The following is a 23,950-nucleotide window of genomic DNA, read 5'->3' as shown; positions in this document are numbered from 1 at the left end:
CCCGAGGCCGCGCGGGCTCAGCGCGCGGCCGGCGCCTTCTCCAACCAGTCGAGCAGGGCGTCGACCGGCTCCCGCCAGCGGGCGTCGAGCATCAGGTCGTGCCCCATGCCGGGGAACAGCAGCGGCGCCGAACCGTACCGGCGGGCCACCCGGGTGAGCGCCCCGGCCGGCACCACCCGGTCGTCGGGGCTGCCCAGCACCAGCACCGGCGGTCGTCCGACGGCCGGCTCCGGGTCGGCCCCGGTCAGCACCTGCCACTGGGCGCGCCGGCTCGCCCGGCCCAGCCGGACCACGTGCCGCCGGGCCTCGGCCTCCGGAAGTTCGCGGCTGAACAGCTGGGCACGGCTGAGCCGCAGCCGCCCACCGACCAGCGCCGGCAGGGTGCCCGCCGGGTTGCGGCGCAGCGCGCCACCGAGGACCCCCCAGCCGTGGAAGACCGGCGCCACCAGCACCGCGGCCCGCGCCGGGTAGCGCGCCAACGCGTGCGCCACCACCAGCGCCCCGGCGCCGTGCCCCACCAGCACGGTCTGGCGGGGCAGGCCCGCGGCCACCTGCACCACGTCGTGGACGTACGCCCGCAGCGGCGCCTTCGGCGCCGGTTCGCTGCCGCCGTGGCCGCGCAGGCTCACCGCGTGCGCCGGGAACCCGCGGGACGCGGCGTGCCCCAGCCAGTGCTCGGCGAACGCCCACGCCCCGTGCCCGAAACCCGGGACGAACAGCAGCGGCGGACGCCCCTCGTCCAGCTCCGGAGTCGCGCTGAGCACCTCACGGCGGGCCGGACGCACCGGCCGCGCCCACTCCTGCTGCCGCATGATCCGCACGCTGGTCACTTGCCCTCCAGGGAGTCGAGGGCGCGCTGGACGGCGCGCAGGTAGTCGGCGTGGCCGACCTCGAACCAGTGCCGGCTGCTGTCCTTGACCTGGCCGGAGTAGCGCTCCCCCGCCCGGGCGGTGGTGGCGGCGGCGAACGCGGCGGCCCGCTCCGGGCGGGTCCGGCGGGCGTCGAGCAGCCGGGCGAAGAGCACCGACTGCCAGTGCGCGAGGGTGAAGACGCCCGAGTCGGGCTGGAGCAGGCCGACCACGGCCAGCGTCGGGTGGCCCACCGCGAAGGCGTTGAGCCACAGGGTGGGCCGGCCGGTGCCGGAGTCGTCGCCGAGCACCTTCGGGTCGAGGAACTCGAAGCGCGGCAGGTAGCCGGTGGCGAAGACGACGAGCTCCGGGTCGATGTGCCGCCCGTCGGTGAGCTCCACCCCGTACGGGCCGAAGCGGGCGACGTCCGGCACCGGCATGATCGTGCCGTGCCCGACGTGGTAGACGAGCTGACTGTTCGCGATGGGGTGCGTCTCGTAGACCCGGTGGTCCGGCGCGGGCAGACCGAACCGGGTGAGGTCACCGACGGTCAGCCGCAGCGTCCAGTGGTAGAGCCACTGCCGCACCCGCAGCGGTACGCGCAGCGCGAGCAGGGCGTCGTTGACCTGGTCGGCGGGGCGGCCGAGGACGTACTTCGGGGCGTACCAGTAGCCGCGGCGGGTGGAGTGCCAACACCGCGACGCCTGCTGGGCGGCCTCCACCGCGATGTCGCAGCCGGTGTTGCCGGCGCCCACCACGAGGACCCGCTTGCCGCGCAGCTGGGCCGGGTCCTTGTAGGACGAGGCGTGCATGACCTCGCCGCGGAACTCCGCCAGCCCCTCGTAGCGGGGGAGCTTCGGCGACCAGTTGTGCCCGTTGGCCACCACGACGGCCGCGTAGCGGGAGGTGCGCTCCGGCCCGTAGCCGCCGGTGCTGCGGGTGGTGACGTCCCACCGGTCGCCCTCGACCGGCTCGACCCGGATGACCTCGGTGCCGAACCAGATGTGCGACCGCAGGTCGAAGTGGTCGGCGTACCTCTCGAAGTAGCCGAGCAGCTGGCTGTGGTGCGGGTAGTCGGGCCAGGAGTCCGGCATCGGGAAGTCGGGGAACTGGGTGAACGGGCGGGAGGAGATGAGGTGGGTGCTGGCGTACACCGGACTGCGGTCGTGCCGCCAGTTCCACGCCCCGCCCACGCCGGTCTCCCGCTCGTAGCAGTCGACCCCGAAGCCGTGCTCCTTGAGGTTCTTCACGGCGGTCAGGCCGCTGGGCCCGGCGCCGATGACGCAGACCGTGTCGCCCCGGTCGGAGACCGGGCGGCCGTCGCGGCTCAGGGCGAGTGGGGTCGCCTCCGGCTCGGGCCGGTCGGTGGAGGTGGACACCGGGACAATCTCCTTCGTGCGGCACGGGTGCCGGTCGCCGCGAAATCCTCTCCACATCGGAGCCGGTTGTCCAGCCCCGGCCGCGTGGTCGGGTCAGTCGGCGACGGGCAGCAGCAGGTCCACCAGGACCGGGAAGTGGTCGCTGGCCCGCCGGGTCCGCGGCGTGTCCACCACGTCGTAGTCGACGACCGTGACGCGCGGGTCGACGAAGAGCGCGTCGATCCGCCGCCGGGGGTCGGCGCACGAGTAGGTCAGCCGGTCGGCCGCGTCCGCCGCGACGGCGGTGTCGGTGAGCCCTCGGGCGACGGTGGCCCAGGCCAGGCCGTCCGGCCCCTCGTTGAGGTCGGCGCCGGCCACCACGGGGCTGGTCGCCGCGTCGAGCTCACGCTTGAACAGGGCGGCCTGCGCCGGGCGTTCGACCGGGTCGGTGGACAGGTGCGACCCGGCCAGGGTGAAGCGGGCGCCGCCGGCGACCACGCAGTCCGCGTACGCGGCGCCGCGCAGGTGCCGGCCCGGGGTGAGCGGGAAGCGCTGGCAGCGGGTGTCGAGCACCCGCACCCGCAGGCTGGTGAGCAGCAGGTTGCCCAGCGCGGGCAGCCCACCGGCGGCCACCACCAGCCCGAACGACTCCGCGAGCGCGGCGGACTTCTGCCGCCAGCGGAACCGTCGCGGCCCCTCCTGGACGATCACCACGTCGGGCGCCGCGCCCCGGACGACCTCGGCCAGCGCCGCCGTGTCGTCCCGCTGGCCGTGGATGTTGTACGAGACGACGCGCAGCGGCACACCGGAGCTCTGCGTCACGCGTACGCCTCAGATCCGGCGAGCCAGGTCGGCGGCGCCGATCACGCCGGCCCGGTTGCCCAGCTGGGCCGGGCGGATCTCGGCGACCGGGAGTCGGCTGCGCTGGGCGAGCGAGTCGGTGTACGACCGCCGGGCCGGGCCCATCAGCAGGTCACCGGCGTCGATCACGCCACCGCCGACGACCAGCACCTGCGGGTCGAGCATCTGCGCCATGTCCGCGAGGCTGGTGCCGAGCCAGCGCCCGACCTGGGCGAACGCCTCGGCGGAGATGGGGTCACCGCCCTTGGCCGCCGCGGTCACCATCGGCCCGGTGATCGCCTCGGCCTCCCCGCCGGCGAGTTCCAGCAGCGCCGCGGCGCGCTGGGGCTCCTGCCGGGCGGCGGCGCGGGCGAACCGGACCAGGGCGCTGCCGCTGGCGTACTGCTCGATGCAGCCGAGCCGCCCGCAGCCGCACTGGTGGCCGTCGGGCACGGTCAGCATGTGGCCCAGTTCGGCGGCGATGCCGTGGGCGCCGCGCACCAACTCGCCGCCGAGCACGATGCCACCGCCCACGCCGGTGCCGATGGTGAACATGACCATCGAGTCGTCGGCCTCGCGGGCCGCGCCGTAGCGGAACTCCGCCCAGGCGGCGACGTTGCCGTCGTTCTCCACGATCACCGGCAGGCCCACCTGGTTGCTGACGTAGTCGCGCAGCGGCTCGTCGCGCCAGGCCAGGTTGGGGGCGAACTGCACGATCGAGCGGGTCGCGTCGATCCAGCCGGCCGCGCCGATGCCGACCGCCTCGATCGTGCGCCCGGCGGCCAGCTCGCTGACCAGGTCGGTGATGACGTCGCGGGTCTTGGCGACGTCATCGGCGGGAGTGTCCCGTCGGGTCTGCACGAGCACCGTGCCGGTGTCGTCGACGACACCACCGGCCACCTTCGTGCCACCGACGTCGACTCCGATGGTCAGCGTCACCGCTGCCGCTCCCCTCTGCTGTGCTGCCCGCCGTCCACCACCGGTGGCGGTGTGGCGGGGTGTCCCCTGGTCAGGCTCCGTCGCCTGCGGCGTCCACGCCGACGTCGCCGGGCTCCCGCGAGGCGGGCACCACGGGTCGGACGGTCGCCGGTGCGGCCGTCCCGGCTTCCTCGACGGGCCGTCCGGCGCCGGCCGGGGCGGCCTTCTCCTCCGCCCTCGTCGCGGCGGACCAGACGTCCCGCTCCGGTGCCGGCTGAGAATCATGCCCGCTGCGGGTGGCATCGCGCCAGACGAGGTCGTCGTCCGGACCGGCAGCGGGGGTTCCGGGGCCCTCCGGGGCGTGGTCGGCGGGCGGCGCGGGCGGGTTCGCGGACGCCAACGCCCGCAGCAGGCTGGCCACTCCGGCGGCCAGATCGCCGGCGCCGGTGGCGAGTCGCTCCGCGAATTCGGGACTCGGATCACGCAAGGCGGCGATACCCCGGCAGACCGGGCAGATGCAGCATTCGGCCGTCCCGGTGGCGAAACCACCCCCGGTCGGGCGGGACGACCCACCCGGCGCGACGCTGTGACCGAGGACACTGGCCACCATCCCACCGATCGGGCCCCACTGGCCCGCGGCCGCCGAGCCGGAGGTCGCCACCCGCGCCGTCGCGAGCAGCGTCGCCACCAGGCGTTCCGCCTCTTCCCGGGCCGAACCCGGATCCGTTGCCACCATGGTCGACTCCTCTACCGTGGCGGCCGGGCCGCCGGGCGCGTCACTGCGCCGCACCGGGTGCTTCTACCCGGCGCTTGAGCTGCTTCAACGCCGTGTCCATGATCATTTTCTCCGCCTTGCGGCGAAACATCCCGAGCATCCCGACCGACAGCTCCACCTCGAGGGTGTAGGTCACCGTGGTCGTGCCGTCGGCGTTGCCCACCAGGTCGTACGACCCGCGCTGCGACTTCTGCATCTTCGACGGCGCCACCAGGTCCCACTCGATCCGGGACAGGTCCTCGGCGTACGCGTAGGCCAGCACGTACTCGTCGGCCATCACCCCGGCGTCGATGGTGAACCGCACCTGGCTGGCGTAGCCGTCCTCGTACTCCTCGATCACCTCCACCCGGCGCATCGCCTCGGTCCACTCCGGGTAGCTCGCGAAGTCGCAGATGACCGCCGCCACCCGCTCCGGTGGGGCGCCGATGGTGATCGACTGGGTGGAGGTGTCCGCCATGGGGGGAGGCTACCCGGCGGGCGGCCGGCCAGGCCCGTCCCGTCCCCCGCCACGCGTCGCGGGAACCTGCCTGTCCGCCACCGTCGCCCGGACGGGTAGGTTTCGACAAAGCCGACCCGCCGTGGCGGCCGGTCCGGTCAGTGCGAGCACGAGGGAGTGCAGGTGCGCGAGTTCTCCGTCCCCCCGATCGTCACCGTCGGCGACTCGGCCAACCTCACCGACCCGGTCTGGGACAACGCCGAGGCGGCCCCCGACGCGGTGCAGTTCGTCCGGCCCGGCACGACCGCGGACGACCCCGCCTGGGTGGACGTCACCTGCCGTCAGTTCCGCGACGAGGTCGCGGCGGTGGCCCGCGGGCTGGTCGCGGCCGGCGTACGCCCCGGCGACCGGGTCGGGCTGATGAGCCGCACCCGCTACGAGTGGACCCTGGTCGACTACGCCGTCTGGGCGGCCGGCGCGGTCACCGTGCCGATCTACGAGACCTCCAGCGCCGAGCAGGCCGCCTGGATCCTCGGCGACTCCGGCGCGGTCGCCTGCGTCGTGGAGTCCACCGCCCACGCGACCCTGGTCGCCGGCGTCCGCGAGCGGCTGCCCGAGCTGGCGCACGTCTGGCAGATCGACCTGGGCGGCGTGGACGAACTGGTGGCGGCCGGCGCCTCGGTCGACCCGGAGGAGATCGAGCGACGCCGGGCGGGGCTGCGCTCCGGCGACGTCGCCACCATCATCTACACCAGCGGCACCACCGGCCGGCCCAAGGGCTGCGTGCTGACCCACCGGAACATGTACGCCGACGCCGCGAACGCCGTCCCCGTCCTGCCGAACCTGTTCAACCCGGGCGCCTCGACGCTGCTCTTCCTCCCACTGGCGCACGCCTTCGCCCGGCTCATCCAGATCGGCATCGTGCAGGCCCGGGCCACCATGCGGCACTGCTCGGACACCAAGAACCTGGTCGCCGAGCTGCAGGAGTTCCGGCCCACGTTCGTGCTCTCCGTGCCCCGGGTCTTCGAGAAGGTCTACAACGCGGCCAAGCAGAAGGCCGAGGCCGACGGCAAGGGCGGCATCTTCGCCCGGGCCGAGCAGGTGGCGATCGCGTACAGCGAGGCGCTGGAGACCCCGGGCGGGCCCGGCTTCGGGCTGCGGGCCCAGCACGCGCTCTTCGACAAGCTGGTCTACCGCAAGCTGCGGGCGGCGCTCGGCGGGCGGTGCCGGGACGCGATCTCCGGCGGCGCGCCGCTCGGCGCCCGGCTCGGCCACTTCTTCCGCGGCATCGGGGTCACCGTCCTGGAGGGGTACGGGCTGACCGAGACCTCGCCGGCGGCCTCGGTGAACCTGCCCGGCGCCACCCGCGTCGGCAGCGTCGGACGGCCGCTGCCCGGCGTGACCATCCGGATCGACGACGACGGCGAGATCCTCATCGCCGGCGACCTGATCTTCCAGGGCTACTGGCACAACGAGGCCGCCACCGCCGAGGCGCTGACCCCGGACGGCTGGTTCCGCAGCGGCGACCTGGGTCAGCTCGACGCCGACGGCTACCTCAGCATCACCGGTCGCAAGAAGGAGATCATCGTGACGGCCGGCGGCAAGAACGTCGCCCCGGCCGTGCTGGAGGACCAGGTCCGGGCGCACCCGCTGGTCAGCCAGTGCGTCGTCGTCGGCGACCGGCAGCCGTTCGTCGCGGCGCTGGTCACCATCGACGAGGAGGCGCTGCCCCGCTGGCTGGAGACCGCCGGGCTGGCCGCGGACACCCGGGTCGAGGAGCTGGGCGACCACGAGGGCCTACGGGCCGAGATCCAGAAGGCCATCGACGCCGCCAACCAGGGCGTCTCCAAGGCCGAGGGGATCAAGGTCTTCCGGATCCTGCCCCGCGACTTCACCGAGGCGACCGGCGAACTGACCCCGTCGCTCAAGGTCAAGCGCCAGGTCGTCCACAAGACGTACGCGGCGGAGATCGCCGAGATCTATCGAGGCTGACTACCATCCGTCACGTGCCCGCCTCGACAACGACCCGGCCCCAGCCGCATCCCCTCGCCGCCGCCGCGCGTCTGGTGATGCTGGCGCTGGTCGCCGTCCTCACCCTCTTCGCGACCCACGACGTGACCCAGCTGTGGTGGATCGCGCTGCTGGCGGTCGCCGGGCTGCCCGCCCTGCTGGCGTCGCCGCACCACCTGGTCGGCCCGCTCAGCCGGGTCGCCGAGGTGGTGGTGCTGGGGCTCGCCGCGAGCCAGGTGGCGGCCGTGGCGCTCGTCGGCGGGGCGATCGACGGCCTCGGCGCGTCGGCGGTCCTGCCGTACCTGGCCGTGCCGGTCACCGTCACCGCGCTGCGCCGCCGGTTCCGGGAGGGGGCCGCGCTGCTCGGCGTGGCCGCCGCCGTCCTGCTGGCCAGCGGCGCGTTCACCGAGGTCGACGGCGAACGGCAGCTCACCCAGCCGGGCTACCTGGCGGTGTGCGCCCAGTGGCTGATCCTGGCCGCGCTCGGCCTGTACGCGGCCCGCACGCTGCACCGGGTCATGCAGGCCCGGGGCGAGGGCAAGCCCCAGCCGTACGCCGAGGCGACCCGGCTGCTCACCCAGCTGCGCACCGTCGCCCGGCAGCTGCCCGGCGCCACGCTCGACCCGGGTGGCATCTCCGAGCACCTGCTGGAGGAGCTGCGCACCGCCGCCCGCTCCGACCGGGCGGCCGTGCTCTCGGCCAGCGGCGGTGGTCGGCTGGTGGTCCTCGCCCAGGTCGGCGTCGACCGCGTCGACTGGGAGACGACGCTCGACGCCGACTCCGCGATCGCCGACGCGTGGGCCAGCCAGCAGCCGCAGACCGCCGCCCGCTCGCAGGCCCGCTCGCACCCCGGTGGCGACGTCTCCGCGCTGATCGTCCCGCTGGTCGCCGGCGTCCGTACGGTCGGTCTGGTCGTGCTGGAGGCCGACGCGGCGCACGCCTACCCGCCGGACGTCGTGTCCCGGGTGACGGCCCTGACCGGCGCCGCCGCGCTGCGGTTGGAGGCCGCGCTGCTCTTCGACGAGGTGCGCTCGCTGGCCACCAACGAGGAGCGCCAGCGGCTGGCCCGCGAGATCCACGACGGTGTGGCGCAGGAGCTGGTGATGGTGGGCTACGGGATCGACAACGCCCTGGCCACCGTCTTCGACGACGCCGAGGAGACCGCCGAGGCGTTGCGCACCCTGCGCGGCGAGGTGACCCGGGTGATCACCGAGCTGCGGCTGAGCCTGTTCGAGCTGCGCAGCGAGGTCGACCGGCACGGTGGCCTGGCCGCCGCCATCGCCGAGTACGCGCGCACCGTCGGCGCCTCCGGCGGGCTGCGGGTGCACCTGTCGCTGGACGAGTCCACCGCCCGGCTCCCCGCGGCCACCGAAGCCGAGTTGCTGCGCATCGCGCAGGAGGCGGTGACGAACGCCCGCAAGCACGCCGGCGCGTCCAACCTGTGGGTCACGTGTGAGGTCGACCCGCCGTACGCGCAGATAGAAGTGTCGGATGACGGTCACGGGATCGCTGACCAGCGGCCCGACGGGCGGTACGGTCTTGCGATCATGGCCGAGAGGGCGGAACGTATCCGGGGCCGGTTGGAGATCCGACCCCGGCAACCGAGCGGCACGACCGTGGCGGTGGTTCTCGGCACCTCGCCCCGGCGCGATAACGTGCGCGGTAGCGCAGCAGCAGAAGGGGAGTAACCCGAGGATGACCACAAGTCCGACACCGGCCACCCGCACCAAGGTCCTCCTTGTCGACGATCATGACCTGATCCGGAAGGGCCTGCGGCACGCGTTCGAGCGCGACCGGCAGTTCGAGGTCGTCGGTGAGGCAGCGACGGCGGCGGAGGGGGTACGTCAGGCCGGCGCGCTCCAGCCGGACGTGGTGATCATGGATCTCCGGCTCCCCGACGGCAGCGGCCTGGAGGCCACCCGCGCGCTGCGCAAGTCCAGCGCGTCGATGGGCATCGTGGTGCTCACCATGTACGCCGGCGACGACCAGCTCTTCGGCGCCCTGGAGGCGGGCGCGAGCGCCTTCGTGCCCAAGACCGCCCCGGCCGACGAGGTGGTGGCCGCCGCCCGGCACGCCGCCTCCTCCCCCAGCGCTTTCACGGCGGCCGACCTGGCCGAGGCGATGAAGCGGCGGCTGGCCCCGTCCGGTCCGCAGCTCTCCCCCCGCGAGGGGCAGGTGCTGCGGCTGCTCGCCGACGGCATGAGCGTGGCCGGCATCGCCAAGCAGCTCTTCGTCAGCGAGTCCACCGCGAAGACCCACATCTCGAAGCTCTACGAGAAGCTGGGTGCGGCCAACCGGGCCCAGGCGCTGATGACGGCGCTGCGGCTCGGCCTGCTCGAAGCGCCGGACGCGCCGAAGTTCTGACCCGTCACCGCCCGCCGGGCGGGAGTTCGTGACGCGAGGTCCGCGTCGGCCCGACGGCCGGCGCGGACCTCGCATATCGACCGACGTTCGTGCCCTCACGACGACGCGCTATGGTCACCCGGGCCCTCGCGGGGGCAGAATACCGCGGTGGTCCGTGGGCGACGGCGCCCGCGCGTCGGCACGAGGGGTGAGGCATGCAGCGGCCGGACTGGGCACCCGAGACCATCGACATCGAGCGTCCGAGCGTGGCCCGCATGTACGACTACTACCTCGGTGGCTCGCACAACTTCGCCGCCGACCGGGCCGCCGCGCAGGCCATGGTCGCCGCCGTGCCCGAGGCGCCGCTGATGGCCCAGGCGAATAGGGCGTTCCTCCGCCGGGCCGTGCAGTTCCTCGTCGACGAGGGCGTACGGCAGTTCCTGGACATCGGTTCGGGCATCCCGACCGTCGGCAACGTGCACGAGATCGCCCAGCGCGCCGCGCCGGAGTCGCGGGTGGTCTATGTGGACGTCGACCCGGTGGCGGTGGCGCACAGCCGGGAGATCCTCGACGGCAACGCTCGGACCGCCGTCGTCCAGGAGGACCTGCGCCGTCCGGACCGGATCCTCGCCCACCCCGACGTACGCCGGCTGCTCGACTTCGACCAGCCCGTCGCCGTGATGATCGTGGCGGTGCTGCACTTCGTCCCCGACGCGGACGGGCCCGCCGCGCTGCTGCGTACGCTGCGCGAGGCGCTGGCGCCCGGCAGCTTCCTGGTGCTGTCGCAGGCCAGCGACGACGGCCGCAGCGAGGAGGAGCGGGCCGAGGCCGAGCGGGTCTACCGGCGCACCGACAGCCCGCTCTCGGTGCGCAGCCGGGCCGAGCTGACCGCGCTCTTCGACGGGTTCGAGCTGGTCGAGCCGGGCGTCGTCTGGGTGCCGCAGTGGCGGCCCGAGTCGCCGGACAGCGCGGAGGACGCCGAGCGGGCCGTCTTCCTGGGCGGGGTCGGGCGGCTCGGTGGGTGAGCCGCCCCCGGCGCCCCGCACCCGGCCCGGGACGTTCGCCCGGGCGTGGGCCAAGGCGGTGTCCGGCACCAGCTACCTGCCGATGCCCCAGGCACAGCTGGAGGCCCTGCTGCAACGGCTCACCGACCAGTTGGCCGGTGCCCTGCAGGCCGAGCCGTTCGACCTGCGCCCCGGTCACCGGGTCGGCGCCGAGCTGGTCGCCAACCACATCGCCTCGGCCGAGGGACTGGGCCGGACCGTCGAAGTCGTCCAGCTCCGGCTGGTCCGCGACCTGGGCCTGGTCGCCGACGACGTCGAGGACCGGATGGCCCGGCTGCTCGCGGCGGTCGCCACCGGCTACGCGCGCGCCCTGCGCGACCGTACGCTCGACGAGCAGGAGTCGATCCGCCGGGCGGTGATGGCGGCCCGTACGCAGGCGGAGCGCGCGCTGCGGGCCAGCGAGGCGCGGTTCCGTCACCAGGCCACCCACGACTCCCTCACCGAGCTGCCCAACCGCGCCCTGTTCACCGAGCGCCTCACCGCCGCGCTCAACGAGCCGGGCCGGGGCGCGGAGCGCCTCGGGCTCTGCTTCCTGGACCTGGACCGCTTCAAGGTGGTCAACGACTCCCTCGGGCACCAGGTCGGTGACCGGCTGCTGACCATGGTCTCCAGCCGGCTGCGCCGGGCCCTCGACGGTCACCTGGTGGCCCGGATCGGCGGGGACGAGTTCGTCGTGCTGGTCGAGCGGACCGGTGGCACCGCCGACGTGGTGGCGGTCGCCGACACCGCCCTCGCGGCGGTCTGCGAACCGGCCCTCGTGGACGGTCACGAGCTCTGTGTGACGGCGAGCATCGGGATCGTCGAGCAGCAGGTCGCCGGCACCACCCCGGGCGACCTGATGCGGGCCGCCGACGCCACCCTGCACTGGGCGAAGGCCGCCGGCGGTGCCCGCTGGGAGGTCTACGACGCCGATCGCAACGGGCGCGAGCGGGCTCGCTACGCGCTCTCCGCGGCCATCCCCGCGGCCCTGGACCGGGGCGAGTTCTACCTGGAGTACCAGCCGCTCACCTCGCTGCGCGACGGACGCCTGCTCGGGGTGGAGGCGCTGGTCCGCTGGCGCCATCCCGAGCTGGGCGTGCTGCGGCCGGACAGCTTCATCGGTCTGGCCGAGGAGACCGGGCTGATCGTGCCGCTCGGCGGTTGGGTTCTCGCCGAGGCGTGCCGGGAGGCGGAGCGCTGGTCCGGTCGCGGCGCGCCGGCCCCGTTCGTGAGCGTCAACCTGGCCGTGCGCCAGGTGCACCGCCCGGACCTGGTCCAGGAGGTACGCGCGTTGCTGAAGCGCACCGGCCTGCCGCCCGAACGGCTCCAGCTGGAGATCACCGAGAGCACGATGATGAGCACCACCGAGGAGCCGGTGAAGGCCCTGCGGGTCCTCGCCGACCTGGGCGTACGGATCGCCATCGACGACTTCGGCACCGGCTACAGCAACCTCGCGTACCTGCGGGACCTGCCGGTGACCGAGTTGAAGGTGGCCGGCGAGTTCGTGGCCGGGCTGCGTGCCCCGGCGGCGGAGCCGACCCGCCGGACCGACGAGCGGATCCTCGCGTCCCTGGTGTCGCTCGCGCACGCGCTGGACCTCACCGTCACCGCCGAGGGGGTGGAGACGGCCGGGCAGGCCGAGCGGCTGCGGGCGATCGGCTGCGACGCCGGCCAGGGCTGGCACTTCGGTCGGCCGGCACCGGCGGAGCGGATCCTGGAGCGGATCGGCTGACCGGCGTAGACAGTGTCTACCGAGACTGGTAGACAGTGTCTATGAGCGAATCCGAGGGCGACGTCCGGTCCCGGCTGGTCGCCGCCGGAGTCGACCTCGTACTCCGTGAGGGCCTGGCCGCCGTGTCCCTGCGGGAGATCGCCCGACGGGCCGGCGTCTCCCACGGCGCGCCGCGGCGGTACTTCCCCACCCACCTCGACCTGCTCTCCGCCATCGCCCGCGAGGGCTACGCCGAACTCGCCGCCCGGGTCGCCACCACCGTGCGGGACGCCGGACCCGACCCACGCCACCAACTCGTCGCGCTCGGCCGGTCCTACCTCGACTACGCCGCCGCCCACCGCGGCATGTTCGAGCTGATGTTCCGGCACGACCTGCTGGACAGCGGCCGGCTCGGGCTGCGCGACAGCAGCCTGCCCCTGTTCGCCCTGCTGGTCGACCTGGTCGCGCGCGTGCGCCGCCCGGCCGACGCCGAAGCCGGAGTCCTCGCCGGCGCGCTCTGGGCCAACCTGCACGGCATCGCCCAACTCTGGGCATGGGGCAGCCTCCAACTCGCGACCGGCGCCGCCGACGACGACGCCCTGCTGCGGGCGACGCTGGACGCCCACCTCGGTCCCGCCCCCACCCCACCGGAGGACACGTGCCGCTGCTCTACGACCTCGCCAAGCTGACTGTCGGCCGCGCCCTCCGGCTCGGCTGGCACCCACGGGTGGAAGGGCTGGAACACGTGCCTCGGCACGGCGGCGCGATCCTCGCCGGCAACCACCTCTCCGTCGCCGACGAACTGTTCCTCGCCGCCGTCACCCCCCGCCACGTCGCCTTCTGGGCCAAGGCCGAGTACTTCTCCGGCCGGGGCCCGCGCGGCTGGCTCAGGCGGCAGGTCGTGAACGGCATGGGCGCCATCCGGGTGGAGCGCGCTGGCGGACGGGCCGTACTCTCCGCGTTCGACGCCGCGATCCCCGTGCTGCGCGCCGGCGGCCTGGTCGCCGTCTACCCCGAGGGCACCCGCTCACCCGACGGACGTCTGCACCGCGGCCGCACGGGCGTGGTCCGACTGGCCCGGGACGCGGGCGTGCCGATCATCCCGGTCGGTGTGCTCGGCACCGCGGAGGTGCTCCCCATCGACGCCCGCCTCCCCCGCCGGCACCCGGTGACCCTGCGCTTCGGCCCGCCCATCACGATCGCCGGCCGGGTCCACGAACCACGCGACGTCCGCCTCCTCACCGACGAGGTGATGGCGACGATCCAGGCGTTGACCGGCCAGGAGTACGTGCCCCGGTACGCCCCGAAGCGCGAGACCCAGGCCGCCTGAGACCCGCGCGCGCCGCCCGTCGTCGTGGCGCACCGCCCGGCCGCGAGGCCACAACATCCCCGAAGCAGTCGCCTCCCAGCGGCCGCGAGGCCACAACATCCCCGAAGCAGTGACCTCCCCGCGGCGCGAGGCCACCACGTCGCTGCTCGTGACGGCCTGGCGTGGACCGCTCAGCCGGCGAGCAGCGTCGCCATCCGCTGCGCCTGGGTCTCCCAGCGCCACTCCCGCTCCACCCACGCCCGTCCCGCGGCACCGAGCTGTCGGGCCAGGTCGCGGTCGGCGAGCAGCCGGGACACCCGATCGGCGAGCCGGCCGACGTCCCGGCCGCCGACGACGTAGCCGGTCTCGCCCTCGCGGACCGCGTCCGGGGCGCCGCCGGAGTCGCCGGCGACCACCGGCAGGCCGGTCGCGGACGCCTCCAGATAAACGATGCCCAGCCCCTCGACGTCCAGGCCCCGGTTGCGGGTGCGGCACGGCATCGCGTAGACGTCGCCGGCCGCGTAGTGGGCCGGCAGGTCGCCGTGCGGCACCGACCCGGTGAAGACCACGTCCCGCTCCACCCCGGTGTCACGGGCGAGCTTCTCCAGCGCCGTCCGGTAGGGGCCACCGCCGACGATCAGCAGGGCCGCGTCGGGCACCCGGCGACGGATCTCCGGCAGGGCCCGGATCAGCATGTCCTGGCCCTTGCGCGGCACCAGACGGGACACGCAGACGACCACCGGCCGGCCGGCCAGCCCGAGGCGCTTGCGCACTGGCTCCCCGTCGACGCCCGGGTGGTAGGTGTCCACGTCCACACCGGGCGCGAGCCGGTGCAGCTCGGTCAGCCCGTCCACCGCCCGCGCCAACCTGGTGCGTGTGTATTCCCCGAGGTAGGTGGTCACGTCGACGCCCCGGGCGATCCGCCGCAGGGCCGCCCGGGCACCGGGCAGGGCCGCCCAGCCGATCTCGTGCCCGTGCGTCTGCGCCACCACCCGGCGGATGCCGGCCCGGCGCCGCAGACCGGCGGCGAGCAGGCCGAGGGGGGCCGCCGCGCCGAACCACACCGTGTCGCAGTCGTACGCCCGGGCCAGTCGGGCCGCCCGCCGCGCCACCCGCGGGGTGGGCAGCAGCACCTTCGTGCGATCCCGGACCACCTCGAACGGCTGGTCGGCGTCGAACTTGTCCGCGCCCCGCCAGCGGGACGCGTAGACCACCACGGAACCGGAGGGCTGATGCAGCGCGAGGTTGTGCACGAACGACTGGATGCCGCCCGGGCGGGGCGGGAAGTCGTTGGTGATCAGCAGCGTCCGACTCATCTGCCGGCCTCCCTGGCGTGGGCGCGGGCGGCGGCCATCCGCTCGACCGTGGACGGGTGGGTCGCCGAGTAGAGATATTCCCAGCGGGGCGGGTCGGGGTCGGAGAGGTTGACCGACCCGAGGCGGCGCTGCATCGACTCGAACGCCGCGGGGTCGCCGGTCAGGGCCAGCGCGTGCGCGTCGGCGCGCGCCTCCACCCGGCGCGAGATCAGCGCCTGGACCGGTGTGGCGACCAGACCGACCACCGTGACCAGGGCGACCAGTAACGGGAACGCGCGCGGTTGCGCCACCGAGTCGACACCGGCCAGCCGCAGCAACGGCGCCCAGGAGCCGATCAGGTAGAGGGCGACCACGGCGGCGGCCGCGCCCAACGCCCCGGTCACCGTGCCGACCGTCACGTCGCGGTCCCGCGCGTGCCCCAACTCGTGCGCCACCACGGCGGTCACCTCCGCCGGCGACGCCTCGCGCAGCAGGGTGTCGTAGACGACGACCCGCCGGGTCGGCCCGAGACCCGAGACGTACGCGTTGACGGCCCGGGTGCGTCGCGAGGCGTCGGCGACCAGCACGTCGCGCACCGGCACCCCGTCGCGGGCCGCCATGGACATCAGCTCGGTGCGCAGCGGCCCGGGCTCCATCGGGGTGAACCGGTTGAACACCGGCTCCACGACCACCGGCAGCACGAAGGAGAGCAGCACCACCAGGCAGGCCGCGCCGGCCGCGCCGAACGCCCACCACCAGCGCGGTGCGAGCCGGATGACGGCGTAGAAGCCGAACAGCGCCACCGCGCCGATCACCGCGCTCACGGCGTACGACTTGAGCAGGTCCACCGCCCAGCCGCCCCAGCCGTTGGTGCTCAACCCGTAGCGGGTGAGCACGGCCTGCCGCCAGGCGGCGAACGGGAGGGTGACCAGGTCGGCGACGAGCACGACGGCCAACCCGCCGAGCACCGCCTGGGCCGCCCAGTGGCCGCCGAACGGCCGGCCCGCCACCTCGACCAGCCGACCGCCCAGCGGGGTCAGCCCGAGCGCGAGGGCGACGAGCAGGCCCACGGCGAGCGCGGCGTAGCCACCCGGGCGCAGCGCGGCCCGGAACTCGCGGCCCCGGGCCACCTGGTCGGGCGGGAGGTCACGCAGCGCGGCGAGCTGGTCGGCCCGGGGCGCCGGCGGCCGGTGCCAGGGGATCAGCAGCACGGCGACGACGACCAGCGCGAGGGCCAGGCCGGCGAGGGTCAGCAGCGCCCAGCCGCGGGTGCTCATCGCCGCACCCCGCCGCGCCGGGCCGGCACGACCGCGGCGCGGTGCGACCCGGTCGCCGGGCGTCCACCGCCGCTGTGCCGTTCCCGCCTCATCCCGCCGCTCCTCCCGCCGTGAGCGCCCATCCTATGGCTCGCCCGCCCACGCCCGGCGGCAGCGCCCGGCCGACCTCAGGCCACCCGGTGCCGGCAGGACGGGCACGCCCGGTGGCACCGCCCGGCCGACTCAGGCCACCCGGTGCCGACGGGACGGGCGGGGCCGGTCGGCGGGGCGACGCGGCGCGGGGAGCACCTCGACGTCGAAGCCGGCTCGGGCGAACACCTCGATCGCCCGGTGCTCGGCGGGGCCGAGGTCGGAGCCCGGGGACCGGTCGTCGAGCAGCGCGGTCACCAGGCAGCCGGAACAGCCGGCCCCCCGGACGGCGCACCGGTCGCAGTCGATGAGCATGAAGCCTCCTGACGAGCTGCGGCGGCGAGGGCGACCCCGCGGTCGCCACCCGACCACCGTCGGTGAGGAGAGGCTATTCAGCGGGTACGACAAATCCGCCCAGCCGTCACCAACAGCGATCTTGGTGAGAAGACGCCCCCGGAGGGGCCATTTCGTACCAAGATCGGCCGGGGCGGCCTCGACGAGGTGTCAGGAGCGTGCGAGGCGGCGCAGCAGCGAGTCCGCGCCCAGCGGGTACGCGCCGTGCCGGCGCACCCCGTCGGCGACCTCCCGGTCGGAGGAGACCACCACCACCGGACGGCCCGACGGTTCGGCACGCACCAGGCGCCGGATCAGCTCGTCGGCGGTCTCGCCCTTGCGCGAGAACAGCACCCGTACGCCGCGTGGCGCGGGCGGCAGCCCGTGGATCCGCTCGGCGCCGTCGAAGACCACGGTGACCTCGTCACCGGTCTGCGCCGCGATGCCACCGAGGCCGGTGATCAGCCGTTTGCGCTGCTGCTCCAGCGACATCTCGCCGAAGCCGCGCTTGGTGACGTTGTAGCCGTCCACCACGAGGTGTGCCCGGGGCAGCGCGAGCAGCTGGTCCAGCCGGGCGGGGTCGTCGGTGTCCCGGGCGCGGGCGGCGGCGCCCGTGCCCGTCGCGGCGGACTGGTCGGCGAACGCGTCGGCCACGAAGTCGGCCGGCAGCATCTCCACCGGGTCGAGGGCCAGCTCCCGGCGCAGCCCGACGGCGGCCTGGCCGATGGTCTCCAGCAGCAGCCAGAGCCGGGCGTCGTCGACCGAACGGGCTTCCTTGGCGCTGGCCCGGGCCACGCCCGCGGCGGCCTCGGCCTCGGCGAGCCGCGCCCGTGCCCGGCGCAGCTCGGCCTCCGCGTCGGCGGCCGCCCGGGCCGCCCGGCCGCGCTCGGTGGCGAGCAGGTCGCTCGCGCGCTTCTCCCGGGCCTGGGTCTCCCGCAGCGCGCGGGCCAGCTGCCGCGACTCCTCCCGCAGTTGACCCAGCTCCTCGCGGACGCGGGCCAGCTCGTCCCGGAGCTTCTCGGCCTCGACTCGCGCCACCGCCCGGTCGTGCTCGGCGCGGGTGGCCCGCTGCTCGGCCTCGCGGACCAGTTCGGCGACGACCGCGCTGTCCGCCTCGGCGCGGACCGCGGCCCCGCTGGCGTCGATCAGCTCCCGCCACCCGCGTGGCCGGGCCAGGTAGGCCAGCGCGGCCACCTCGACCGGGTCGGCGGCGGCCGGGGCCGTCCCCTCGACCACGGCCGCGCCGAGGTCGCCCGCGTCGGCGAGCACCCGGGCGGTCACCCGCTGCCGGAACAGCGGGTCTGCGGCGAGTTGGGCGGCGATCATGGGAGCGCCCAGGCGGGCACGGCGGTTGGGGGCGAACTTGGCGACCCGGCGCAGCGGCACGGGCACCTCGTCAGTGGGCAGGCCGGGCAGCACCGCGGCGGTGAGGGCCACGATCCGCTGCCGCACCGGCTCGGGCAGGACCGGCTCCGACTCGGCCGCCGCGCCGCCGTCGACCACGTCGCGCCTGTCGCCACCCGACGCGCCGGCCGCGACGTCACGGACGTCCGACCCGGCGTCACGCGCGGCGGGCGTGGGATCGAGCGCACCGGAACCCGGATCATCCGGACCCGGCCCAGCGTCCTCACCGGCGTCGCGCGCGGCGGCGACCTGGTCCTCCGGCGGGAGGTGGTCGTCGTACGGCTCGGTGAGGGGCATGTGGCAAGTCTCCCACCGCGACCGGGCTCACCGCCCGGTGAGTGAGCCGATCTCTCATCCTAGCCCTCGTGGTGACTGTTGGGGCAGCTGAGACGGGAGTGTCGGACCGTGGCGCTAGCGTGCCGCGGATGGCACAGGCGGAGTACGTCCAGCAGACGCTGGCCGGTCTCGACCCCGGCGGGGACGGCGGGATCGACCCGGCGCTGCCGCTCTACGCGACCACCTTCGTGGTGGTCGACCTGGAGACCACCGGCGGGGCCCCCGACGGTGGGGGGATCACCGAGATCGGGGCGGTCAAGGTCCGTGGCGGTGAGCAGTTGGGCGTGCTGGCCACGCTGGTCAACCCGGGCCAGCCGATCCCGCCGTTCATCACCGTGCTGACCGGCATCACGCAGGCCATGCTGGTGCCGGCGCCGCCGATCGAGCAGGTGCTGCCGAGCTTCCTGGAGTTCATCGCCGACGCCGTGCTGGTGGCCCACAACGCGCCCTACGACGTGGGCTTCCTCAAGGCGGCCTGCGCGAAGCACGGCTACCGCTGGCCCAACCCCCGGGTGCTCGACACGGCGGCGCTGGCCCGCCGGGTGCTCACCCGGGACGAGGTGCCCAACCGCAAGCTGGGCACCCTCGCGGCCTACTTCCGCACCGCCACCCAGCCGACCCACCGGGCCCTCGACGACGCGAAGGCCACCGTCGACGTGCTGCACGGTCTGATCGCCCGGCTCGGCGGTCACCGCGTCGACACCATCGGCGACGCGATCGAGTTCGCCCGGGCGGTGACGCCGACCCAGCGTCGCAAGCGGCACCTCGCCGACGGGCTGCCGAAGGCGCCGGGCGTCTACATCTTCCGGGCCGCCGACGACCGCCCGCTCTACGTGGGCACCTCGGTCGACATCGCCACCCGCGTCCGCAGCTACTTCACGGCGGCGGAGAAGCGGGCCCGGATCTCCGAGATGCTCGCCGCCGCGGAGCGGGTCGAGGCGGTGGAGTGCGCGCACTCGCTGGAGGCCGAGGTCCGCGAGCTGCGGCTGATCGCCGCGCACGCGCCGCCGTACAACCGGCGCTCGAAGTATCCGGAGCGGATGGTCTGGCTCAAGCTCACCGACGAGCACTACCCCCGGCTGTCCGTGGTCCGCGACGTCTCCCCCGCCGACCGGTCCTTCCTCGGGCCGTTCACCTCCCGTCGCGCCGCCGAACTGGCCGCGGCGGGCTTCCACGACGCGGTGCCGCTGCGGCAGTGCACGCACAAGCTCTCGCTGCGGACCGTCACGCCGGCCTGCGCGCTGGCCGAGCTGGGTCGCTGCCCGGCGCCGTGCGAGCACCGGATCACCCCCGAGGAGTACGAGGACCGCGCCGCCGCGCCGTTCCGCACCGCCGCCGCGGACGACCCGCAGGTGGTGGTGGACGCCCTGCTGGCCCGGATCGAGGTGCTCTCCGCCGCCCAGCGCTACGAGGAGGCCGCCGTGGTCCGGTCCCGGCTGGCGGCGGTGCTGCGGGTGGCCGTACGCATGCAGCGGCTCAACGCGCTCGCCGGGATCGCCGAGTTGGCCGCGGCCCGGCCGGCCGCCCGGGGCGGCTGGGAGCTGGCCCTGGTCCGGCACGGCCGGCTGGCCGGCGCCGGGGTGTCCCCGCCGGGCGTCCATCCGCGACCGACGCTGGCCGACATCCGGGCCACCGCCGAGACGGTCCCGGCCGGGCACGGGCCGGTGCCCCGAGCCTCGGCCGAGGAGTCCGAGCGCATCCTGTCCTGGTTGGAGCGACCGGAGACCCGGCTCGTCGAGATGTCCTCCGGATGGTCGTCCCCGGTGCGGGGTGCGGGCCGGTTCCGCGACCTTCTGGCCAAGGCCGAAGGTTCCCTGTCCCACCAACTCTCGACCGAACGCTCATGACCAACTGACCGATCGGACTACGTCGACTCCCTTAGGCTGTTAGAGAAGTGCAGTCCTGCCCGATTCGTGGGCCTGCTCCCGGTTGCCGGGTCACCGGCACCGCGGGGGCCGGGGTGAGGAGGTGTCCCTCGTGGACGTCGACGCCGGACACGGCGCCGCCCTGGGGGGCGCCCTTCCAGCCCAGCCGGGCGAGCTGCCCCTGACCCGCCGGTTACGGTCGCTGCTCGCGTGGCCGACCGCCGAGACCGACCCGGTCAGCCACCTGGTCCGGGCCCACCGTGCCATCCATGCGGGCGCCGACCCGTCGGTGCTGCGGCGGGCCTACACGATCGCGGAGAACATGCACCGCGGCCAGTTCCGCAAGAGCGGCGAGCCGTACATCACGCATCCGCTGGCGGTCGCCCAGATCTGCGCCGACCTCGGGATGGACACCACCACCCTGGTCGCGGCGCTGCTGCACGACACGGTGGAGGACACCCGCTACACGCTCCAGGCCCTCGCGGAGGACTTCGGGCCGGAGGTGGCGCACCTGGTCGACGGGGTCACCAAGTTCGACAAGGCGTTCTACGGCAAGGCGGCGGAGGCCGAGACGACCCGCAAGATGATCATCGCGGCCGGCAGGGACGTCCGGGTCCTGATCATCAAGCTGGCCGACCGGCTGCACAACATGCGCACCCTCGGCGTACGCTCGGCGGCCTCCCGGGAGCGGATCGCCCGCAAGACCCAGGAGGTGCTGGTCCCGCTCTGCGACCGGCTGGGCATCCAGACCCTGAAACGCGAACTGGACGACGTGGTGCTGCTGCACCTGGAGCCGGAGGAGCACGCCCGGATCGCCCGGCACGTGCACGACCGGCCGGGCTGGGACGCCTACCTGGAGGACGTGGTGGGCCGCGCGAAGGTCGCCCTGCGCCGCAGCCGGGTCGACGCCGAGGTGACGCCGCGCCCCCGGCACCTCTACTCCATTTGGAAGGACACGGTGGCCGGCGGGCACACGGCGCCGTTCGACCTGCCGCGCATCGCCGTGGTGGTCGACGGCCCGGCCACCGACTGTTACGCCGCTCTCGGCGCGATCCACGGCACGTGGCGGCCGGTGCCGGGCCGCTTCAAGGACTACATCGCCTCACCGAAGAACAACCTCTACCGGTCCCTGCACACCAGCGTCTGCGGCCCGAAGGACCGCACGGTGGAGGTGCTCATCCGCACGGAGGAGATGCACCGCTCCGCCGAGTACGGCATCGCCGCCGACTACCGCTTCCCCCGGGCGGGCGGCGGGGCGGCGGCGCGGGCCGACCAGCTGGCGTGGCTGCACCGGGTGCTCGACTGGGAACAGGACGCGTCCGACCCGGCCCAGTTCCTCGAGTCGCTGCGCTGCGACCTTGCCGAGGCGCAGATCCAGGTCTTCGCCGACGGACGGCAGATCGTGCTGCCGGCCGGCGCCACCCCGGTCGACCTGGCCTACGAGCTGGGCACCGAACGCGGCGACCACTGTCTCGCCGCACGGATCAACGGCCGGCTCGCGCCGCTCTCCTCCGAGCTGGAGGACGGCGACGTGGTGGAGATCTTCACCGAGAGCGACGCCGAGAACGGTTTCGAGGCGGAGGCGGCACCGCGCGGTCCGCGTCGGGAGTGGTTGGACTTCGTCAAGTCGCCGCACGCACAGATGCAGATCAACCGCTGGTTCGCCGAGCACACCGCGCCAGGCATCACGATCAGTGACAAGGTTCGCCTCGGCCGGGCCACGATCGGGCTCGCCCTGCGGCAGCACAACCGCGGCCTCGCCAGCGACCTCCCGCTGCTGCGGCTCGCCGAGGAGCTGGGCTATCCCGACCTGGAGACGCTGCTGGTCGCGGTCTTCGACCGGGTCGTCGAACCGGACGCCGTGGTCCGCCAGCTCATCGACCTCGTCGATCACCGACAGTGACCGTCGGCCCCCGCCCGGCACGAGGACGGCTCGCGACCACTAGCCTGGAGTCATGATCCCCCGCTCGCGCGTCACCGGCCGGGCCATCGCCTATCAGCTCTTCTACCGGTTGCCGATCCCCGTGCGGCGCCGACTCGTCCGGTTGGCCGTGCCGAAGTACATCGTCGGCGCGGTCACCCTGGTCCGGGACGCCGAGGCCGAGGGGACGGGCCGCCTGCTGCTGCTGCGGCAGCCGCCCGGCACCCGGTGGACGCTCCCCGCCGGCCTGCTCCAGCGCGGCGAGGCGCCGGTGGTGGGTGCCGCCCGCGAACTGCACGAGGAGACCGGTATCCGGCTCTCCCCCACCCGGCTGCGCCCGGCCGTGCCGAACGCCCTGGTGCACGCCAAGGGCTGGGTGGACATGGTCTTCGAGACCGAGGTGCCCGCGTCGACGACCGAGCTGACGGTCGACGGGGCGGAGGTCTTCGAGGCGGCCTGGCACCCGCTGGACGACCTGCCGCAGCTCAGCTGGCCGACGGCGCGGCTGCTCGGCTACTACGGGATCGGTCCGTTGGCCGGGCAGTTCCCGCCGCCGGTGCCCGGCGCGGAGGAGTGAGGATGACCGCGGCCGGCACCGGCGACCTCTGCGCCGTCGTGCTCGCCGCGGGTGAGGGCACCCGGCTGCGTCCACTCACCGAACGCCTGCCCAAGGCGCTCTGCCCGGTCGGCAACGTCCCGCTGCTGGACCGCGCGCTCGACCGCCTGGCCGGGCTCGGCCTGGTCGGGCCGGAGCGGGTCGCGGTGAACGCCTGCTACCTGGCCGACCAGGTGGTCGCCCACGTCGGTGACCGGGCGCACCTGTCGGTCGAGCCGGGTGACCCGCTCGGCACCGCCGGTGGCGTCGCGCACCTGCGGGACTGGATCGCCGGCCGGCCGGTGCTGGTCGGCAACGCGGACGCCTACCTGGCCGACCCGGCCGCCCCGCCGGGCCCGGACATCGCCGCGCTGCTCGACGACTGGGACGGCCACGAGGTACGCCTGCTGGGCCGGCCGGCCGTCGACCCGTCGGCGCCCGGCACCTTCGACGGGCACGTCTTCACCGGCTTCTCGCTGCTGCCGTGGCGGCTGGTCCGGGCCCTTCCGGCCGGCTTCGGCGACCTCGTCCGGGCGGTGTGGCGGCCGGCCGAGGCGGAGGGCGCGCTGACCGTGGTCCCCTACCGCGGGACCTTCTACGACACCGGCACCCCGGCCGACTACCTGGCGGCGAACCTGCACGCGGCGGGCGCCGCCGGCCTGGTCGGCCCGGGCGCCACGGTCACCGGCCGCTGCCGCGAGTCGGTGGTGGGGGCCGGCGCCACCGTGCACGGGGAGGTGGAGCGGTCGGTGGTCTGGCCGGGTGGCACCGTCCGCGCCGGTGAGCGGTTGCGCGAGGTGGTCCGGGCCGGCGACGACCTCACCGTGCCGGCCGCCCGCCCAGCGCCGAGGATCTAGCATGAGCGACGACGCCGACGAACGGAGAACTGTCCCGTGATCACCGCGATCGTGCTGATCGACTGCGCCACCGACTCGATCCCGGAGGTGGCCGAGACCCTGGCCAACCTGCCCGGCGTCAGCGAGGTCTACTCGGTCGCCGGGCACGTCGACCTGATCGCCATGGTGCGGGTCCGCGAGTTCGAGCAGATCGCGCAGGTGATCGCCGGCAGCATCTCGAAGGTGCCGGGCGTGCTGAACACCGAGTCGCACATCGCGTTCCGGGCGTACTCGCAGCACGACCTGGAGGAGGCGTTCGCGATCGGCCTGGCCAACGCCGACTGAGCCCCGGACGCACGGAGGCCGGC

Annotated in this window: 22 protein-coding genes; 12 read left to right on the top strand and 10 right to left on the bottom strand. The window is 74.6% G+C overall.

The genetic code is table 11. The features are described 5' to 3' along the window. Positions 1-17: 17 nt before the first annotated feature. The 6 genes from GA0070620_RS30105 to GA0070620_RS30080 all read right to left on the bottom strand — a co-directional run bounded on the left by GA0070620_RS30105 (position 18) and on the right by GA0070620_RS30080 (position 5,196). The gene (locus tag GA0070620_RS30105; RefSeq protein WP_091599615.1) at positions 18-812 is read right to left on the bottom strand and encodes an alpha/beta hydrolase; all 795 of its coding nucleotides are present in this window, start codon (positions 810-812) and stop codon (positions 18-20) included. A 14-nt stretch (positions 813-826) separates the two neighbouring features. Then, a complete protein-coding gene (locus GA0070620_RS30100; protein ID WP_091596552.1) occupies positions 827-2,227 on the bottom strand; it encodes a flavin-containing monooxygenase in 1,401 nt (466 codons plus the stop codon). Between the two features lie 93 nt (positions 2,228-2,320). Then, positions 2,321-3,028: an endonuclease/exonuclease/phosphatase family protein gene (locus GA0070620_RS30095; RefSeq protein ID WP_091596549.1), complete on the bottom strand. Its 708-nt coding sequence runs from the start codon at positions 3,026-3,028 to the stop codon at positions 2,321-2,323. Positions 3,029-3,037: 9 nt separating this feature from the next. Beyond that, a complete protein-coding gene (locus tag GA0070620_RS30090; RefSeq protein WP_091596546.1) occupies positions 3,038-3,985 on the bottom strand; it encodes an ROK family glucokinase in 948 nt (315 codons plus the stop codon). A gap of 70 nt (positions 3,986-4,055) precedes the next feature. Then, positions 4,056-4,700 carry a hypothetical protein gene (locus GA0070620_RS30085; protein ID WP_091599612.1) on the bottom strand — a complete coding sequence of 215 codons (645 nt, stop codon included), beginning with the start codon at positions 4,698-4,700 and terminating at the stop codon, positions 4,056-4,058. A gap of 40 nt (positions 4,701-4,740) precedes the next feature. Next, positions 4,741-5,196 (bottom strand): SRPBCC family protein, encoded by a 456-nt coding sequence (locus GA0070620_RS30080; RefSeq protein ID WP_091596543.1) that lies wholly within the window; start codon positions 5,194-5,196, stop codon positions 4,741-4,743. Between the two features lie 162 nt (positions 5,197-5,358). On the opposite strand from GA0070620_RS30080, the gene GA0070620_RS30075 reads away from it, so the two are divergent. The 7 genes from GA0070620_RS30075 (at position 5,359) to GA0070620_RS30045 (ending at position 13,612) form a co-directional block, all read left to right on the top strand. Continuing rightward, complete coding sequence (locus tag GA0070620_RS30075; protein WP_091599609.1) at positions 5,359-7,167, top strand: AMP-dependent synthetase/ligase; 1,809 nt, start codon at positions 5,359-5,361, stop codon at positions 7,165-7,167. 14 nt (positions 7,168-7,181) lie between these two features. Next, the gene (locus GA0070620_RS30070) at positions 7,182-8,873 is read left to right on the top strand and encodes a sensor histidine kinase (RefSeq protein WP_091596540.1); all 1,692 of its coding nucleotides are present in this window, start codon (positions 7,182-7,184) and stop codon (positions 8,871-8,873) included. Between the two features lie 7 nt (positions 8,874-8,880). Then, positions 8,881-9,549 carry a response regulator transcription factor gene (locus tag GA0070620_RS30065; RefSeq protein WP_007072219.1) on the top strand — a complete coding sequence of 223 codons (669 nt, stop codon included), beginning with the start codon at positions 8,881-8,883 and terminating at the stop codon, positions 9,547-9,549. A gap of 194 nt (positions 9,550-9,743) precedes the next feature. Beyond that, positions 9,744-10,553: an SAM-dependent methyltransferase gene (locus tag GA0070620_RS30060; RefSeq protein ID WP_091596537.1), complete on the top strand. Its 810-nt coding sequence runs from the start codon at positions 9,744-9,746 to the stop codon at positions 10,551-10,553. Between the two features lie 82 nt (positions 10,554-10,635). Further along, complete coding sequence (locus tag GA0070620_RS30055) at positions 10,636-12,303, top strand: putative bifunctional diguanylate cyclase/phosphodiesterase (protein ID WP_172836636.1); 1,668 nt, start codon at positions 10,636-10,638, stop codon at positions 12,301-12,303. A gap of 41 nt (positions 12,304-12,344) precedes the next feature. Beyond that, entirely contained in the window at positions 12,345-12,971 is a 627-nt protein-coding gene (locus tag GA0070620_RS30050; RefSeq protein WP_091596531.1) for a TetR/AcrR family transcriptional regulator, read from the top strand. Further along, positions 12,941-13,612 carry a lysophospholipid acyltransferase family protein gene (locus tag GA0070620_RS30045; RefSeq protein WP_091596528.1) on the top strand — a complete coding sequence of 224 codons (672 nt, stop codon included), beginning with the start codon at positions 12,941-12,943 and terminating at the stop codon, positions 13,610-13,612. Before GA0070620_RS30050 ends, GA0070620_RS30045 begins: the two co-directional genes overlap by 31 nt. 170 nt (positions 13,613-13,782) lie before the next feature. Here GA0070620_RS30045 and GA0070620_RS30040 read toward each other — a convergent pair whose 3' ends face one another. From GA0070620_RS30040 to GA0070620_RS30025, 4 genes are all read right to left on the bottom strand, one after another. Further along, a complete protein-coding gene (locus tag GA0070620_RS30040; RefSeq protein WP_091596525.1) occupies positions 13,783-14,907 on the bottom strand; it encodes a glycosyltransferase family 4 protein in 1,125 nt (374 codons plus the stop codon). After that, positions 14,904-16,163 carry a M48 family metallopeptidase gene (locus GA0070620_RS30035; RefSeq protein ID WP_091596522.1) on the bottom strand — a complete coding sequence of 420 codons (1,260 nt, stop codon included), beginning with the start codon at positions 16,161-16,163 and terminating at the stop codon, positions 14,904-14,906. The genes GA0070620_RS30040 and GA0070620_RS30035 overlap by 4 nt, the downstream gene beginning before the upstream one ends. Before the next feature lie 222 nt (positions 16,164-16,385). Then, positions 16,386-16,607: a hypothetical protein gene (locus GA0070620_RS30030; protein ID WP_091596519.1), complete on the bottom strand. Its 222-nt coding sequence runs from the start codon at positions 16,605-16,607 to the stop codon at positions 16,386-16,388. Positions 16,608-16,796: 189 nt separating this feature from the next. Continuing rightward, entirely contained in the window at positions 16,797-18,326 is a 1,530-nt protein-coding gene (locus tag GA0070620_RS30025) for an NYN domain-containing protein (RefSeq protein WP_091596516.1), read from the bottom strand. Positions 18,327-18,454: 128 nt separating this feature from the next. Between GA0070620_RS30025 and GA0070620_RS30020 the strand changes: the two genes are divergently transcribed. The 5 genes from GA0070620_RS30020 (at position 18,455) to GA0070620_RS30000 (ending at position 23,927) form a co-directional block, all read left to right on the top strand. Beyond that, a complete protein-coding gene (locus GA0070620_RS30020; RefSeq protein WP_091596513.1) occupies positions 18,455-20,212 on the top strand; it encodes a DEDD exonuclease domain-containing protein in 1,758 nt (585 codons plus the stop codon). Between the two features lie 130 nt (positions 20,213-20,342). Further along, complete coding sequence (locus tag GA0070620_RS30015; protein WP_091596510.1) at positions 20,343-22,133, top strand: RelA/SpoT family protein; 1,791 nt, start codon at positions 20,343-20,345, stop codon at positions 22,131-22,133. A 52-nt stretch (positions 22,134-22,185) separates the two neighbouring features. Further along, positions 22,186-22,728 carry an NUDIX hydrolase gene (locus GA0070620_RS30010; protein WP_091596508.1) on the top strand — a complete coding sequence of 181 codons (543 nt, stop codon included), beginning with the start codon at positions 22,186-22,188 and terminating at the stop codon, positions 22,726-22,728. A 2-nt stretch (positions 22,729-22,730) separates the two neighbouring features. Further along, positions 22,731-23,603 (top strand): nucleotidyltransferase family protein, encoded by an 873-nt coding sequence (locus tag GA0070620_RS30005; protein ID WP_091596505.1) that lies wholly within the window; start codon positions 22,731-22,733, stop codon positions 23,601-23,603. A 36-nt stretch (positions 23,604-23,639) separates the two neighbouring features. Continuing rightward, complete coding sequence (locus GA0070620_RS30000; RefSeq protein ID WP_013287689.1) at positions 23,640-23,927, top strand: Lrp/AsnC family transcriptional regulator; 288 nt, start codon at positions 23,640-23,642, stop codon at positions 23,925-23,927. Positions 23,928-23,950 lie beyond the last annotated feature (23 nt).

This window comes from Micromonospora krabiensis (assembly GCF_900091425.1).
Taxonomy (GTDB): Bacteria; Actinomycetota; Actinomycetes; order Mycobacteriales; family Micromonosporaceae; genus Micromonospora; species Micromonospora krabiensis.
The sequence above is the reverse complement of the archived record's forward strand: the minus strand, read 5'-3'. Positions and strand labels throughout refer to the sequence as shown.

Bases quoted from the DNA above. Each gene is read 5' to 3' on its own strand.
- GA0070620_RS30040 (WP_091596525.1), bottom strand. From the start codon at position 14,907: ATGAGTCGGACGCTGCTGATCACCAACGACTTCCCGCCCCGCCCGGGC.
- GA0070620_RS30010 (WP_091596508.1), top strand. From the start codon at position 22,186: ATGATCCCCCGCTCGCGCGTCACCGGCCGGGCCATCGCCTATCAGCTC.
- GA0070620_RS30050 (WP_091596531.1), top strand. From the start codon at position 12,345: ATGAGCGAATCCGAGGGCGACGTCCGGTCCCGGCTGGTCGCCGCCGGA.
- GA0070620_RS30025 (WP_091596516.1), bottom strand. From the start codon at position 18,326: ATGCCCCTCACCGAGCCGTACGACGACCACCTCCCGCCGGAGGACCAG.
- GA0070620_RS30085 (WP_091599612.1), bottom strand. From the start codon at position 4,700: ATGGTGGCAACGGATCCGGGTTCGGCCCGGGAAGAGGCGGAACGCCTG.
- GA0070620_RS30035 (WP_091596522.1), bottom strand. From the start codon at position 16,163: ATGAGCACCCGCGGCTGGGCGCTGCTGACCCTCGCCGGCCTGGCCCTC.
- GA0070620_RS30020 (WP_091596513.1), top strand. From the start codon at position 18,455: ATGGCACAGGCGGAGTACGTCCAGCAGACGCTGGCCGGTCTCGACCCC.
- GA0070620_RS30005 (WP_091596505.1), top strand. From the start codon at position 22,731: ATGACCGCGGCCGGCACCGGCGACCTCTGCGCCGTCGTGCTCGCCGCG.
- GA0070620_RS30030 (WP_091596519.1), bottom strand. From the start codon at position 16,607: ATGCTCATCGACTGCGACCGGTGCGCCGTCCGGGGGGCCGGCTGTTCC.
- GA0070620_RS30080 (WP_091596543.1), bottom strand. From the start codon at position 5,196: ATGGCGGACACCTCCACCCAGTCGATCACCATCGGCGCCCCACCGGAG.
- GA0070620_RS30065 (WP_007072219.1), top strand. From the start codon at position 8,881: ATGACCACAAGTCCGACACCGGCCACCCGCACCAAGGTCCTCCTTGTC.
- GA0070620_RS30105 (WP_091599615.1), bottom strand. From the start codon at position 812: ATGCGGCAGCAGGAGTGGGCGCGGCCGGTGCGTCCGGCCCGCCGTGAG.
- GA0070620_RS30060 (WP_091596537.1), top strand. From the start codon at position 9,744: ATGCAGCGGCCGGACTGGGCACCCGAGACCATCGACATCGAGCGTCCG.
- GA0070620_RS30055 (WP_172836636.1), top strand. From the start codon at position 10,636: ATGCCCCAGGCACAGCTGGAGGCCCTGCTGCAACGGCTCACCGACCAG.